This is a genomic window from Actinacidiphila epipremni (assembly GCF_012034175.1).
GTDB classification, from domain to species: Bacteria; Actinomycetota; Actinomycetes; order Streptomycetales; family Streptomycetaceae; genus Actinacidiphila; species Actinacidiphila epipremni.
The window spans coordinates 183112-198521 of sequence record NZ_JAATEJ010000002.1; the positions used below are offsets into that span (position 1 = coordinate 183112).

Below are 15410 nucleotides of genomic sequence, written 5' to 3' on the forward strand. Positions count from 1 at the left end.
GGTCACGGCACACTCGGCACCCCTCTCCCCGCGCCGGTCAGCCGTGGGTGCTCAGCCGCGAGTGCTCGGCGGATCGCTCCCCTGCTCCCGGCGGGCAAGTACGTCGATAATGTCACTGATCGTACCCACCGCTTCGGGGGACAGGTTGACGGCACGCAGGGCGATATTGCGCACACCCGCGTCCCGCAGCGCCGTCAGCAGCTCCAACTCCTTGGTGATGGCGGCGCCTTGCTCGTCGTCGAAGAAGTACGCGACCGGCACCTGGAAGAACTGGGCGAGGACTTCGAGGTGCCGTTTGGTGGGGTTGTCGCGGCGCCCGGTGCGCAACTGCCAGAGGTAGGTGGCCGAAAAGCTCTCCCCGGTCGCCTCGCGGCACGCCTTGGCGACCTCTTCGTGGCTGTACTGCTCGCGGTTGGGGCGGCGCACGGCCCGGAAGAGCGCGTCGATCTTCGCGGCGAGCGTCTGGGATGCCTGGGGCGTCTGAGATGTCTGTGACGCCTGGGGCGTCTGGGACGGACGCTCTGGCTGTGGCTCGTGCTCCTTATGTGGTTCCGGCTCGGGCATGTCGCACCTCTCGTCAACCCCAGGTTGCGGCTTGCCTCTCGCGTTCGCCACACATTGCCGGTCATCCTAATGCGCGCCCTTCGGCCGGGACGGTGGCGCGAGCGCGGACGCCGGCCGCCAATCCGGCGCCAAGCCGCCCGTTAGTCCCGGCCAAGTCGCCTGGTTGACGATGACCGCACGCCTGGGAGATCGGGGCCCGGACGGCAGCACTCACCTGGAGGGGCACATGTCCGGAACCGACGAGCTCAGCGGCCTGCTCGCGGCCATCGAGGAGTCCTCCCGGCTGATGGAGGTGCCGTTCACGCCGGAGCGTGTGCGGCCGGTACTCACCGCTTACGGCGACGCGCTCGCCGAACAGGTCATCGCCTTCCGGGTGTCCACGGGCACGCAGGCCGCCGGCGACCTCGACTGCCGCTTCATGCTGCCCGGCAGCCTCGATCCGTACGCCGTCGCGCTCGCCGCGGGGCTGACGCCGCGGCAGGACCACCCGGTGGCGAACCTGATCGGCGAGCTGCACCGGGAGTTCCCGATCGACGCGAACGCCGTCGACTTCGGCGTGGTGGCCGGCTTCACCAAGACGTGGACCTTCTTCGCGCTCGACGACCTGCAGTCGGTGACCCGGCTGGTCGGCCTGCCCTCGCTGCCGCCGAGCATCGCCAAGAACCTGGAGTTCTTCGCCGCTTACGGCCTCACGGACCGGGTCAGCCTGGTCGGCATCGACTACGCGCACCGGTCGGTGAACCTCTACTTCGGCGCGGCGCCGCGGGAGTTGTTCACCGAGCAGGGCATCACCGCGATGCTGCGGGACGCCGGACTGCCCGCGCCCAGCGAGCAGTTGCTGGCGCTCGGGGCGGAGGCGTTCGGCATCTACACCACGATGACGTGGGACTCCCCGGCGGTGGAGCGGCTGACGCTGTCGCGCATGACGCCGGACCCGATGGCGCTGCCGGTGCACATCGAGCCGAAGATCGAGCGCTTCGTGAAGAACGCGCCGTACAACACCGAGGACCGGCAGTTCGTGTACGCGATCGCGGCGACGGCCCGCGGCGAGTACCACAAGCTCCAGTCGTACTACGCCTGGCAGCCGCAGGTGGAGAACCAGCTGCTGGTCGCGCACTCCACCGACCGCACGCCGGGCGCTCCCGCGAACGGCTGACCCCGCGTACGCCCGGGCCGCTCAGGCCCACACGCCCGCGCGGGCGGCGGTGGCGGCGGCGCGGGCGGCCCGCTCGGCGTCGGCGTCCGTGAGGGCGCGGCCGGCGTTGAGCAGGGCGTAGTAGAGCGGCGCGGAGACCGCGGCGACGACCGCGTGCGGGTCGGTACCCGGCGGGACCTCGCCGCGCGCGACGGCGTCCCGTACGCAGCCGGCCCATTCCTCGATGCGGACGGCGTAGAAGCGGTGCAGGGCGTCCGCCGCCTGCTCGTTGCACAGCGACGCGGCGATGAGCGCCCGGAAGAGCCGGCCCTGGCGCGGGTCGCGGAGCGTACGGACGACCAGCGCCGCGTTGGCCCGCAGGTCGCCCTCCAGGCTGCCGGTGTCGGTACGCGGCAACGACTGCTCGGCCATGTCGCCGAGCAGGTCGGCGGCCAGGCCGCCGGGCGTGGCCCAGCGCCGGTAGACGGTGGTCTTCCCGACCTCGGCCCGGCGGGCGACCTCCCCGAGGTCCAGCGCCTCGAACCCCTCCTCGGCGAGCATCTCCGCAGCGACCGCGAGCACAGCAGCCCGCACCCGCGCGGTACGCCCCCCGGGCCGCAACGTCCCGGGCGCGGGCCCGCCGACCGGGGCGGCGTCGGGGCCGGGCACCTCGGGCGCCGGGGCCGTGGGGCCGGGCGCGTCGGACGCAGACGCGTCAGGCGCGGGCCCGCCGGCCGCCGGTGCGTCCGGCCTGGTGTCGTCGGGCATGGGGCCTCCTTCTGCGGCTCGCGGTGCCGCGCTCCCCCCAGCGTATCGGAACCGCAGTTCCCTTACCGGCCGCCCGGGTGCTACCGTCGGCAGACGTAACGGGACGCCGATCCCATTAACGGCCTCGGCGTCCCCGCCCGCACCCCCGGAGGGACCCTCTGCCATGCCCACCACCAGAACCTCGCGCCCCGCCGCCGCGGACCCTGCCGGCCGGCCGCCGGGACCCGGCGCGTCCGGCGCCCCCGCGGACGGGCGGCTCGCCGGGCGGCCGGGGCTCGTCCTCGCGGTGCTGCTGGTCGCCCAGTTCACGCTCGCCGTCGACTTCTCGATCCTGAACGTCGCGCTCCCCGACATCGGCGACGGCCTCGGCTTCTCGCTCGCGAACCTCCAGTGGGTCGCGACCGCCTTCGCCCTCGCCGCCGCCGGCTTCACCCTCTTCTTCGGCCGGATCGGCGACATGATCGGCCGCAAGCGCATCTTCGTCGGCAGCATCGCCCTGCTCGGCGCGGCGTCGCTGGCCGGCGGACTGGCCACCACCCCGGCCGTACTGCTGGCCGCCCGGGTCGCGCAGGGCCTGGCGACCGCCGCCGCGACGCCCGCCGGCCTGGCGCTGCTCACGACCTCCTTCCCCGAGGGCCCACTGCGCCGCCGGGCGCTCGGCGCCAACGGCGCCCTGATGTCCGCCGGGTTCACCACCGGGGCGATCCTCGGCGGCGTCCTCACCGACCTGCTGTCCTGGCGGTGGGCCTTCCTCGTCAACGTGCCTGTCGCGCTCGCCGTCGTCCTGATCGCGCCCGCGGTGATCAGCGAGTCCCGTCCGGCCGTACGCCCCAGGCTCGACATACCCGGCGCCCTCACCGTGACCGGCGGCCTGCTCGCGCTGGTCTTCGGCCTCACCCAGGCCGGCGCGCACGGCTGGGGCGACGGCCCTGCGGTGGGCGGGCTGGCCGCCGGCGCCGCGCTGCTGGCCGCGTTCTTCCTGGTCGAGCGGCGGGTCGCGGCCCCGCTCGTCCCCTTGCGCACCCTGCGCCGCAGGACCGTCGCCTGGGGCAACGCGCTCGGCCTGCTGGCCTTCGCGACCGAGACCTCGCTGGTCTACCTCCTGACGCTCTACCTGCAGAAGACCCTCGGCTTCTCCCCGCTCGCCGCGGGCGCCTCCTTCGGTGTCCTGGGCCTGGGCACCGTCGCGGGCGGGCTGCTCGCCCCGCGGGTGGTCGCCGCGACCTCGGCGCGGACCGCGCTGGTCGCCGGCGCGCTCGTGCAGGCCGCCTCCACCGCGGCCCTGCTCCTCCTCGGCACCACGACCGGCCCGGCGCTCGGCCTGCTGCTGCCCGCCACGTTCGTCGGCGGCGTCGGCAACATGCTGGCGATCGTCGCCTTCATGATCACCGCGACGTCCGGCCTGCCCGACACCGAGCAGGGCCTGGCCACGGGCCTGGCGTCGATGAGCCAGCAGGTCGGCATCACCCTCGGCACTCCCCTGATGTCCACCGTCGTCACCGCCGCGGCCTCCGGCGCGACCACCCCGGCCGCCCTCCACCACGGCGTCACGGCCGCCATCGCCGTCAACGCCGGCCTCGCGCTGCTGACCGCCCTGCTCGCCGCCGCGTTCCTGCGCCGCCGGCCGGACCCGGCTGCGTAACCGGGCCCCGCCGGGTGACGACGCCGGCCGCCGGATTCCCGTACCCGCGTACGGCAACCCGGCGGCCGGCGACTGCTCCGACCGGCTCAGTGCGCCGCGGGCGGCACCCCCTCGGGAGTGGTGAAGAGCGCGTTCAGGGGCACGCCGGGCCGGGCCGCGCCCAGCGGCGGCTGCCACAGCACCACATGGTGCTCGCGCTGCCAGCGCGCGGCCTGCCGGGCCCAGCCCAGTTCGGCCGGCAGCAGCGCCAGCGGCAGCGCCGCCACCACCACCGGCAGGTGCCAGAGGTAGCCGCACAGCAGCCCCACCACCAGCACGCCGGCCCCGAGGAACACCGCGTCGGTGACCAGCCGGGAACGCCGGCCCTCCCGGTCCCGCCACAGCGCGGTGGGATCGGCGACCGGCACCGCCGCGCCGAAGCGCACCGCGAGCCGGGCCCGCACGCTGGGCCGCCGCATATACAGCGCGAACAGCACCGCGATCCCGACCGCGACGGCGGCCTGGACGCCGGCACTGCCGGACCAGCGCGTGCGGTCCGTCGTCGGCAGCGTGATCGCGAGCGCCACCACGCACCCGGCGACGACGGCCGCCAGCTGGCAGCGCCAGCGGGCGATCATCGGCACGAGACGGCTCTCCGGCGGTCGCTCCCCGGGTGTCATGGTCTCCATCCCCCTCACCAGAACTTCAGACGTTTGGCCTGGCTGCCCACCCAGCCCGCCGCCTTGCCGACCTTCGAGTTCCTGACGGCCGCCTTCACCACCGGGGCACCCGATCTCGACACCCAGGACAGTGCGCCCATGGTGGCGGCCTGCGCAACGGTGTTCGCGGCCGACTTGACGCATCCGGAGCTGAAGCCGCCCCGGCAGTTCTCGTACATCTGCCATGCGTTGCCCGCCGCGTTCAGGCCCGCCATCGTGGCCACGAAGCCGACGGCGCACACCGCTTCACCGGCGATGGCGCCCGCGATCCCGCAGCCCGCCGCGGCGACACCGGCGCCGGCGATGACGTAGTTGCTGGCGTCGTCGATCGCCTTGGAGACCTTGTCCTCCTTCTTGGGCATGTCGATGGCGTCCTTGCACTGCGCGGCCGAACTACCACTCTGCAGGCACTTGTCGAACTGCTGGATCTGCGGTGTGTACTTGGCGGCGCCGTCCATCCAGGCCCGGAACGTCTTGTCGTCCAGGGTCGCCCCGCCCTTGTAGCCGAGGTTCTTGCGCAGCCAGGTCTGCGTCTTGTGGTCGATGGACTTGCCACCGCTGTTGCTGTGCGAGGGGTTCTGGTTCTTGCGCTGCTTCCTCGCGTCGTCCTTCTTCTCCTTCTCGGTGCGGTGGTCGCCGCCGTCGCCCTTGCCCTTGCTCGGGGAGTGGGGGCAGGCCGGGTTGTCGCCGAAGTCGCAGGCCAGGCCGTCGCCGGTGGGGTCGGAGTAGGTGACCGGGTTGTCGGCGCCGTAGGCGTAGCCGTTGAGGGTCTGCGGCTTGTCCGTCTCCAGCTTCGGGTCGACGCTCAGGAAGCGGCCGGTGACGGGGTCGTACTGCCGGTCGCCGACCTGTGTCAGGCCGCTGTCGGGGTCGGCCGGGGCGCCCAGGAAGCCCTTGTCGTCCGGCCAGTCGGTGGGGCTGCTGCCGCGCGCGGTGCCGAACGGGGTGGTGTAGCGGCGGGTGATGTCCTGGGTGGCGCCGTCGATGGTGATGCCGGCGGTGCCGTGGTCGTCGGCGGCGATCCAGCTGAGCGGCGACACCCCCGGCTGCGTGGTGCGGGTCGCGACGACGGGCCCGTCCGCGCCCTCGCTGTACTGCCGTACGCCCCAGGTGGTGAGGGTGCCGTCGGCGTTCTTGCGGCTGTGCAGCTCGGTGTCGCCGAGGTAGAGCACGTTCTCGCCGTCGCCGGCGGTGGCGTAGCGGATGAGCGGGTCGTCGTCGGCGTCGTAGAGGTAGCCGGCCGCGTCGCCGCCCTCGCTGGTGGTGGCGAGGCTGCCCTCGGTGTTCCAGGTCAGCGTCTGCGCCGGGCCCGACGTCCCGGCGGCCGGGCGGGTGGTGGTGTTGCCGGTCTTGTCGTAGGTGTACGTGTCGGCCACCCCGGTGCAACTGCCGCTGGTGGTGGTGGCGGTGAGGGTGTGCGGCTGGCCGGGCTCGGCATAGCAGTACGTCGTCGTGCTGCTGCCGCCGGCCGCGGTGCGCTCGGTGTCGGAGGTGCGCAGGCCGCCGGCGGTGTAGGTGTAGCCGCTGCTGTACGGGGCCGGGCCGCCGAGCGCGGCGGTGGCCGCCGTACCGGTCGTGCAGTCGCCGCTCGCCGGGGTCCAGGCGCCGGTCAGGCGCTGGTAGCCGTCGTAGCCGAAGCACTGCGTGTCGGCGGTGGTGGTGCCGCCGAGCGTGACCGGGTCGCTGATCTTCGTGACGTTGCCGGCGTCGTCGTAGGAGTAGGTGAGGTCCTGCGGCATCCAGGCGTGGGTGTCGTCGGTGACGAAGCTGCGCAGCAGCCGGCCGGTGCCCTCCTCGTACTGGTTGTCGAGGTAGGCGTGCTTGACCTGGGTGGACGGCGAGACGCCGAGGGTGAGTTGCTCGGGCTGGGCGGTCTGCGAGTAGGCCGTGTTGAGCACGTAGTCGGAGGTGCCGGTGACGGTGTCGGTCTGGCCGGTGGGCGTGTAGGTGTAGCTGACGTTCTCCGCGGGCAGCCCGCCGGCCGCCGGGTCGCCGCTGTAGCCGAGCGATCCGTCGGTGTTGTACTTCGCGGTGAAGTCGTAACTGGGCTGCGCCGCCTTGGAGATGACCAGCGGGTCGGCCGGGTCGAGGTGCAGGGTGTGGGCGGTGACGTCGTAGAGGTTGTCGTACGCGGTCACCGTGTCGGTGTACTGCCGACCGTCGGCGTAGCGGGTCGAGGACGCCAACTGCCCCTTGCCGCCGGTGACGGTGTCGTAGGACCAGCTCGCCAGCCGGTTCGCGTCGGTCTTCGCCGTCTGCCAAAGGCCGGTCCTGCGGCCGAGCTTGTCGTAGCCGAACAGCTGGACGCGGCCTTCGGCGTCGGTGTTGGCCGCGACGGTGTCGGTCGGGTTGTACGCGGTCGTCGTGGTGCCGGCGTCCGGGTCGGTGGTGCTGGTCTGCCGGCCGAACAGGTCATAGCCGTAAGTCCACTTGGCGTTGTCCGGGCCGGTGGTGGTGAGCTGCTTGCCGTCGCGGGTGTAGGTGCGGGCGGTCCTGGTGTACGACGGGGCCGGCGAACTGCCCCCGAAGTCGGTGTCGTTGTACGACGGGCCGGCGTACTGCCGGGTCTCGGTCGTACGGCCCAGCGCGTCGGTCACCGTGCGGACGGCCGAGCCGCCCTGCGGGGCGCTGGTGGCGGTGGAGTCACCGGTGTAGCTGGTGGTGGTGGTCCACTTCGGCACGCCGTAGACCAGGAGTTGGTCGGCGGTGGTGCGGCCGGCGGCGTCGAAGGTGAACTGGTGCTGGGTGGGCGTGCCGCCGTACTCGCCGCGGTCGTAGGTGCCGCCAGGCGCCTTGGTGCTGTCGTAGGTGTCGGCGTAGGTGGCGGTGACCAGGCCGCGGGAGTCGTAGCGGGTGTCGGTGAGCAGCCGGCCGCCGATGGGGGTGGGGTCCTGCTGCTGGACCGGGCGCAGCAGGGCGTCGTAGATCTGGTAGCTGTCGTTGCGGGCATTGTTGACGCCGAGCGTGGATGTCTTGATGTACGAGGCGGTGGCGTTGTCGACGTGGTAGGTGAAGGTGGTGTTGGCGCTCTCCCCGCCGCCCTTGCTGCGGTTGGGCAGCCATACGCCGGTGAGCCGGCCGAGGCCGTCGTAGGTGAGCTCGGTGAGCTTGTTGTTGGCGTCGTAGAGCTGGGTCTGCAGGCCGCGCAGCCGCTCGAAGACGGTGGTGGTCTTCAGCCCGGCCGCGTCGGTCTCGACGGTCTTGGTGACCGGGCCGGCGCCGGCCGGGGTGTAGTCGGTGGTGTCGGTCGCGCCGCTCGCGTCGGTGGAGGACACCGAGCGGCCCAGGGCGTCGAAGGTCTGCGTAGTGGTCGTCTGCCAACTCGCGGGCTTGCGGTCGCCGTTGGCGTCCGCGGTCGCCGGGTAGGCCGAGGCGCGGCCGGTCCAGTAGCCGTCGCCCTTGGTCGGGGTCTGCGCCGAAGTCCACGTCGTGGCCGAGGGGTTGTCGTAGACGGTGCCGGTGTCGGACAGCACGTCGCCGGGTGTGCTGCTGTCGGCGGGCAGCGACAGCGAGGCGTCGTTCACCGAGCAGGGCCGGCCGACCGTACGGGTCCTGGAGACGAGGGAGTTGATGCCGGCCGCGTCGTTGCGGGCGTACCAGGTGCGGGTGCAGGTCTCGTCGCCGGACTTCGCGGTGTCGCCCGCGTCGTCCTCGGCGGTCGCCATGCCGTAGGAGTCGTAGCTGGTGGCCGTCGAGGTGGCGCGCCATGTGCCCTGCGCGGTCAGGTACGTGTAGGCGTACGCCTTGCCGGTGCGGACGTAGTAGGACTCGGTGTCGGCGTACGACTTGTGCTGCGTGGCGGTCCGCGCCGACCAGGGGTCGTCGACCGTCGCGGAGATCGCGGTGGCACCGTTGTAGGTGACGCTCTCGCGGGTGAAGCCGGCGTATTGGTCGGAGTCGGTGATCGCGGGGACGCTCAGGCCGCTGACCGGCTGCGCGTCGACCTTCACCGAGCGCGGGGTGCCGGACTTCTGCCGGTCGCCGTCCATGCCCTGCATGTAGGTGGTGACGGTCTTCTCGCGGCCGGTGCCGGTGCCGGTGTATTCGGTGACGGTGCCGTAGCCGCGCCAGATGGACCAGGTGCGCTCCTTCTCCGGGGTCAGCGGGCTGTCGTCGTAGTGCCAGGCCGGGCCGGCGTAGTCGTAACTGTGCTCCTCCGGCTCGTTGTTGCCGGTCGGGTCGGCCGTACTGACCGACAGGACGCGGTATTTGTGGAACCAGTCGAGCCCGGGGTCGGTGGCGCCGTTGATGTGCCAGTACACCGGGTAGCAGGCCATCGTGTCGTTGTCCTCGGCCGCGGGCATCTTCGCGCCGCGGACGCAGTCGTCGGCCGTGGACATCGTGACGGTGGTGATCGCGCCGGTCTCCGAGGTGATGCCCTCGATGCGGGGCCGGCTCAGCGGCAGGATGTTGTCGGTGGCGTCCACCCGGTTGGGCAGCTGCTGGTAGGTGAACGACACCGGCTTGAGCGCCACGTCGCCGGCGCTGTTGCCGGTGCGGGTGATGGAGTCGAGCACCAGCGACTGGTCGGTGCTGTTGCCGATGTCCGCCGGGTCCAGGTACTTCTGCGTGAGCGCCCAGGTGTCGACCGGGGTGTAGGTGGTGCCGGTGCCGGACCACACGGACGTCTGCACCTGGGTGAGGCGCTTGCGGGTGAAGAAGGACGGCGCCTGCGCCTTGCAGGCGGTGTCGGACGCGCCCGCGGCGCAGATCTGGTCGAAGGGCACGTCCGGCCAGTTGGGCGCGGTGGTCTTGGTGAGGCTGGAGCAGTCCGCGGCCGTGCAGCGCTCGGCGTAGCCGAAGTGCACCTGGTAGGGGGCGGTGGCACTGAAGAGGGTGTCGGAGCGCTGCCCGTACAGCACGTGGTCGAGGTAACCGCCGCGGGTGTAGGTGGCGTTGGCGGTGGTGGCCTTGTCCTTCTTGTAGGAGTTGGTCTCCGGGGTGTACCAGAAGGTCTCGGCGTTGCCGTGGGTGTCGACGACGTAGTCCAGATTCCAGCGCCAGGCCTGGTTGTACCAGCGGTCGGCGAAGGTGCTGCCCTTGCCGTAGCCGGGTTCGCCGGCGTCGTCGCCGAACACCGGCACCGTCCATACGGAGTTGGTGCGCTGGGTGCCGGCGCCCGGGAGCTTGTTGAGGCCGAAGACGTATTTCGTGCCGTCTCCGGTGATGACCGTCCAGTATTCGCCGGCGCCGTCCACGCTGTCGCCCTGGTCGCCGTTGTCGGCGCCGGTGGAGTGGGTGACGGTCGAGGCGTCGTCGTCGGCCAGCCGCCACCTGCCGGTCGTGTCGTCCTTGACGAGTTCGGTGGTCTTGCCGTTGAGGACGAGCGAGGCGTTGTCGTACTTCCAGCACAGGTCGTAGACCTTGGCCTGGCCGTCGTCGTCGCAACTGCCGTAGCTGCGGCCGATGTAGGACTCGGCGGTGTCGGAGAAGCCCTCACCGACCTGGGTGCCCTGGTTGTTGCTGGTCGCGACCTCGCCGTCGGTGCTGCCGGAGTCGTAGGCGAGGGAGACGGTGGGCGCGGGGCCGGCCGGGGCCGACGGCACGTCCATGTCGTAGGACCAGGTGAAGGAGCCGGAGGAGTCGCCGGCCTGCCAGGTCGCCGAGGGCGACAGGGCGGTGGCGGTGTAGTCGCCGGCGCCGTCGGTGGCTTCGCCGCCGGTGGTGGAGTCCAGTGCCAGGACCAGCGGTTGGGCGGTGGCGGCCGTCTGGGGGAGCCGGGCGGTGACGGTCTGGTCGGCGATGTCGTTGCTGCTGCCGGGCAGCGGGGTCTCGGTGCGGCACGCGGGCTCGGCGGGGGTGGTCAGGGCGCACGGGGGGAGGGTGAACAGGCGTAGGCGGCCGGACCAGTTGCCGCCGTAGGCGGAGCCGAAGGCGGCGTAGCCGATGCTGATGTCGGTGGGCTGGGGGGTGCTTGGGGTTGGGCTTGGGCTTTGGGTTGGGCTTTGGGCGGTACTCTGGGCGCTGTTTCGGCCGGTGCTCAGGCCGGTGCTTTGCGGGGTGACGGACAGCAGGACGCCGCGGATGCCGGCCGCGTCGGTCGTCGCCCGGTCGGCGACGGTGACCTCGGCGGTGGGGCTCGTGGCCGGGCTCGCGGCGGCGGTGGCCGCGGGGCTGCCGGTGCCGGCGGGGGTGCCGGCGGCGGTGAGGGTGACGGGGAGGCCGCCGGTCGCGGCGCCGGTCGTGGCGGGCTGCGCCTCGGCCGAGTCGTGCGCGCTGCCCGCCGGCGTGCGCTGCCGTACCGGGACCGTACCCGTGCCGCCCTTGGGCCAGGTCGCGTGCTGCTGGCTCAGCGCCTGCGCGGCCTGGCGGTCGTCGGCGGTCTTCTGCCGGGCGAAGGCGTCCCGCTGCTCGGCGGCGCCCAGGGCCACGTGGTGCGTCGTGGTGCTGCGCGGCTCGGGCACGCCGGTCCTGCCGAGCGGCTTGGCCGCCGGGGCCGCCGTCGCCGTCGCCGTGCCGGGGTAGAAGCCCAGCATCGGTACGAGGACGGCGGTCGCCAGCGCCGCGCATATCGTGCTGCCCCGCCACCACGCCCTGCGGCGCGCGGCGGGCAGCCCTGTCGGTGATCTCACGGTTCCCCTCCCTGGTTTTCCGCGTGAAGGGCACGCGGACCCGGCGGCGGCCGGCACCACGGGAGTGGCACCGGCCGCGGGAATGGTGGTGCGTGGAACTGCTGGAGCTGGTCCAACCGGTGGTGCGGGTGGGCCGGTTCAGTCGCCGATGACCGAGCCGACCTGGTCGGGGTCGCTCATGGCGCCCGCCCAGACCCGGATCTCCTCGACCCGCGCGGGCAGGTAGTGGCTCCAGGCGCCCGCCACGAAGGCGTCGCCCACGGAGAAGCGGTCGGCGCCGACCACGACGGAGTAGGGCTGGGTGTCCTCGGGCGCGTCGCCGAGGTAGAGCGTGGCGGTGCCGTGCTGGGCGTCGAAGATCCCGGTGACCCGGACCGCGCCCTCGCCGTTGGAGCCGTCACCGGTGTCGCCGCCGGTCATCACCTCGGAGGCGGCGCCGCTGAAGGTGCCGTCCGCGTTGAGCCGCCCGAACAGGAAGCGGCTGGTGGGCACGGTGATGACGTTCTGGTTGTCGTCGAGGGTGGTCGTACGGCCGGTGAGCTGGTACCACAGGCCCCACGCCGAGCCGTCGGCCGACCGCTGGCCGGCCACCTGGCCGGTGTAGCCGTCCGGCTTGCCGAGCATGGCGTCCTGGTCGATCTGCACGCTGGTGGTGACGGTGAAGGAGCCCGTCTCGTCGACCAGCGGGCCGGGTGTGGCGCCGGCGTCGTTGACACCGTCGAGCACGATCGCGCCGTCGGCGACGGAGGCGCCGTTGGAGAAGGTCAGCGGATGCGTGTAGCCGCTGCCGGCGTCGTCCAGCGGGGCGCTGCCGGTGGCCGCAGGGTCGGGCGCCCACGAAGCGACGTTCTCCACCGCGGGCTTGCCGTTGTCGTCGAGCAACTGGGCGTCCAGCGCGATCTCGTCGGGCGTCAGCGCCCGCTGCCAGACCTGGACCTCGTCGATCCGGCCCTTCCAATACTCGGTCCAGGCGGCCTTGTTGGGGTCGTTGTAGCGCCCGAACTCCAGCGGCCCGTCACTGGCCGCGGACTTCGCCTCGGCGGGCAGCGGCACGGGCGCGCCCTGCGGGACGCCGTTGACGTACAGGCTGATCGCGTTGGCGCTCGCGTCGTACGAAGCCGCCACGTACGTCCACACGTTGGGCACCACGTCCGAGGTGCCGTTGGCGCCGAGCCAGGTCACCTTGCCGCCGGACGGCCATGTCCACAGGAACACCCAGCGGTGGATGCCGGGCGAATAGCGCAGCGTGAAGCTGGACTTGTCGCTCGACGTCTGCGACAGCAGGGTGTGGTAGTTGTCGGTGTCGGTGGGGTTGACCCAGGCGGAGACGGTGAAGCTGTCCTGCGTGTTGACCACCGGCCCCGAGGTGTCGGCGTAGCCGGTCTGCTGCGTGCTGTTGGTGGTGTCGTTGAGCCACAGCGAGTTGTCGCCCGCGCCGCGCCGGCCCAGACTCGACCACCCCGCACCGGCGTTGCGCAACGTCGCGGTGTGCCGCGCACCCGGCGCCGTACCGGAATCGGCGGCACTCACAGCACCGCTGCCCGGGGCCGAGTCGCTGAAGTGCCAGCGCCCCACCGCGTCCGCGCCCGCCGCGACCTTGAACACGACGATGGACGTCGCGCCCCAACGGCCGCCGCCCACCGCGTCCTTGGCCCGTACCTGGAGCTGCTGCGTGCCGGTGAGCTGCGGGGTGACGTTCACGGTGAAGGGGCCCGCGCCGTTGATCGCCGCGGACCAGGCGCCGCTCGCCAGCTTGTACTGGAAGCCGGTGACCGTGTCGCCGGGGGCCGCGGCGAAGGTGAAGGAGCCGGGCGTGCCGGGGCCGCCGGCCGCCTGGCAGTCGTTGTCGGTGCACGGCGTGTAGGGCGAACCGAACGTGATCGTCGGGGCCTTGGGCGCCGTGGTGTCGATGGTGAAGTAGCACCAGCCGGTGGTCGTGACGGTGCTGTGCGAGTTGATGTGCGTGGACTGGTTGTCCTCGTAGGACCAGGTCGAGGCGGCCATCCGGTAGTGGGAGCCGTTGGTGAGGGTGATCGGGGAGGGCGCCGAGACCGTGGAGTTGGCGCCGGCGAAGTCGGGCGGGGAGGGTCTGATGGGCTCGGTGACCACCGCCCACGTACCCGACGAGGACTGCTGCTGCACCTGGAAGTCGACCCGCAGCTTGGCCGGGGCGCCGGCGGAGGTGCCGCCGGAGGCGACCTGCGGCTTGGCGGTCAGCGTGGGGTGCGGGTCGCCCACGATGTCCGGGTCGGCAGCGTTCGTCGAACAGGCCACGCCGCTGCCGGACTTGATGCCGGCGGAGGTGGGCGGGGCGGGCGTACCGACGTAAGTGACGGTGAGCGTCGCGTCGTTCTTGAAGCGCTTCCACGCCGAGGTGTCGCCCTCGTCGTGCGCCCGCAGTTCGAGGGTGAGCTTGGCGAACTTGCCCGCCGCGAAGTCGCGGACGGTGGGCGTGAGGTTCTCGTCGCTCTCGGCGGGGTTGTCGGTGAACTCGATCGGCGCGGCGGGCGAGTCGGGGTCGCAGGACGAGCCGCGGCCGGCCGAGAAGGACTCGTCGACCATCCAGTCCAGCTCCTTGGGCCGGCTGGCCCAGGTGGTCGCGGACGTGATGTTGTTCGTACGGACCAGGTCCGTCTGCCGGGCCGCGCACTGGAACGCCCAGGGCGAGTTCACCCGGAAGGTGGCGGACAGCACGGTCTTGCCCTTGAGATTTCCGGGCGCGAATTGGAAGTAGAGCTTCTGGACGTATCCGGGCCCGCAGTAATAGCCGTCCCAGGTGCCGCATTTCCCGTCGCCCTCGCCGCTGGCGCCGTTGGCCCAGGCGTAGTCGCTGTAGCCGTCGCTGCGCAGCAGGGTGTGCTCGGGGGTGCCGTTGGCGAGCCCGATGTTGGGGTCGATGTACAGGGGGTACGCGGCGGTGTCCGTCTGCGCGAGCAGCTTCGGGTCGGGCGCGAGGGCGAGGGTGCTGCCGCTGACGGTGACCGGGAGGGTGCCGGCGCCGGCGCCGGGAGCGGGGCCGTCGAGGGCGGAGGCGGGGGGCACGGGGCTTGAGGTTGCGGTGCCGGTCCCGGCCCGGGGTCGGGCGGTGCCGGCCTTCGGCTGCTGGGCCCCGGGCGGCGCCTGGGCGGCGGGGCCGGTGCCGTGGGAGTCCCACATCTGGGCGGGCGGCGCGGTGAAGACCTGCTTGCCGTCGGCGTCGACGCCGGTGAGCCCGCCGCCGGCCAGCGGCGCGACCCGCAGCCCGCCGCTCTTCACGCCGAAGCGCAGCTCCTTGAGCTCTCGACCGGCCGCGGCCTGCGGCGACTTGACGACCAGCAGCTCGCGGTAGCCCTCGACGGACGCGGTCAGCCGCAGGTCCACGCCGGGCAGGACGTCCGGGTACGTGGCGGTGTCCCCGTCCAGCCGCGGCGCCGGCAACGTACCCGGCCACGTCAGCGCGATGTCCTTGCCGCCGCTGCCGATGGCGACCATGGGCGCACTGCCCCCGCCGGAGAAGGCGAGGTCCACCATCGCGGCCTTCGGCCCGACCGTGCCGTCGGTACGCCGCACGAGCGTCGCGTCGGGCTTGACCCACCCCCCGCCCGCCGCGCGCACCCGCACCGGCACGGCGGACATCTCCCGCGTGTACGTCACCCCGTCCGGATCGGCGTACACCGTGTCGAACTCGGTCCGCTCCGCAGCGACCTCGACCCGCTCCCCACTCGCGGCGGCCCGCTGCAACGCACTCTCCCCGCCACCCCCACCCCCACCCGCGCCCGCACCCTCCGCGACAGCGGTCCCCCCGCCGACAGCGGAAATCCCGGTCAGCAGTCCGGCAGCCGCGACAATCGCGACCGCGGATCTGAACCGCCGACCGGACCCCCGCCGTTCACCTGTTATTCGTCTCCGCTTCACAATTCCCACCCCTGCCGAGTGCGGCAAAATTACAAACGGAAAAAGAGAAGCACCGAAATAAGTTGACCGTCAATACGAACTTTGAGGTTCGTACCACTCATTGATCACGCCGGACACCCGGCCCTCGCCCCTCAAAA

7 protein-coding genes are annotated in these 15410 nt (G+C 72.4%); 2 read left to right on the plus strand and 5 right to left on the minus strand.

Annotated elements, in window-relative coordinates; genetic code table 11:
* Positions 1–51: 51 nt before the first annotated feature.
* Positions 52–564: a helix-turn-helix domain-containing protein gene (locus tag HCN08_RS03685; protein WP_240969742.1), complete on the minus strand. Its 513-nt coding sequence runs from the start codon at positions 562–564 to the stop codon at positions 52–54.
* A 226-nt stretch (positions 565–790) separates the two neighbouring features.
* On the opposite strand from HCN08_RS03685, the gene HCN08_RS03690 reads away from it, so the two are divergent.
* A complete protein-coding gene (locus HCN08_RS03690; RefSeq protein WP_167981390.1) occupies positions 791–1720 on the plus strand; it encodes an aromatic prenyltransferase in 930 nt (309 codons plus the stop codon).
* A 21-nt stretch (positions 1721–1741) separates the two neighbouring features.
* Here the strand turns inward: HCN08_RS03690 and HCN08_RS03695 are convergent, their stop codons facing one another.
* Positions 1742–2467, minus strand: coding sequence for a TetR/AcrR family transcriptional regulator (locus HCN08_RS03695; protein WP_167981391.1), 726 nt, complete (start codon positions 2465–2467; stop codon positions 1742–1744).
* Positions 2468–2630: 163 nt separating this feature from the next.
* On the opposite strand from HCN08_RS03695, the gene HCN08_RS03700 reads away from it, so the two are divergent.
* Complete coding sequence (locus HCN08_RS03700) at positions 2631–4109, plus strand: MFS transporter (protein WP_167981392.1); 1479 nt, start codon at positions 2631–2633, stop codon at positions 4107–4109.
* An 86-nt stretch (positions 4110–4195) separates the two neighbouring features.
* Here HCN08_RS03700 and HCN08_RS03705 read toward each other — a convergent pair whose 3' ends face one another.
* From HCN08_RS03705 to HCN08_RS03715, 3 genes are all read right to left on the minus strand, one after another.
* The gene (locus tag HCN08_RS03705) at positions 4196–4777 is read right to left on the minus strand and encodes a hypothetical protein (RefSeq protein ID WP_167981393.1); all 582 of its coding nucleotides are present in this window, start codon (positions 4775–4777) and stop codon (positions 4196–4198) included.
* 5 nt (positions 4778–4782) lie between these two features.
* Positions 4783–11379, minus strand: coding sequence for an RHS repeat-associated core domain-containing protein (locus HCN08_RS36405; RefSeq protein WP_167981394.1), 6597 nt, complete (start codon positions 11377–11379; stop codon positions 4783–4785).
* 138 nt (positions 11380–11517) lie between these two features.
* Positions 11518–15099, minus strand: a complete 3582-nt coding sequence (locus HCN08_RS03715; RefSeq protein ID WP_240969743.1) for a LamG-like jellyroll fold domain-containing protein — start codon at positions 15097–15099, stop codon at positions 11518–11520.
* Positions 15100–15410 lie beyond the last annotated feature (311 nt).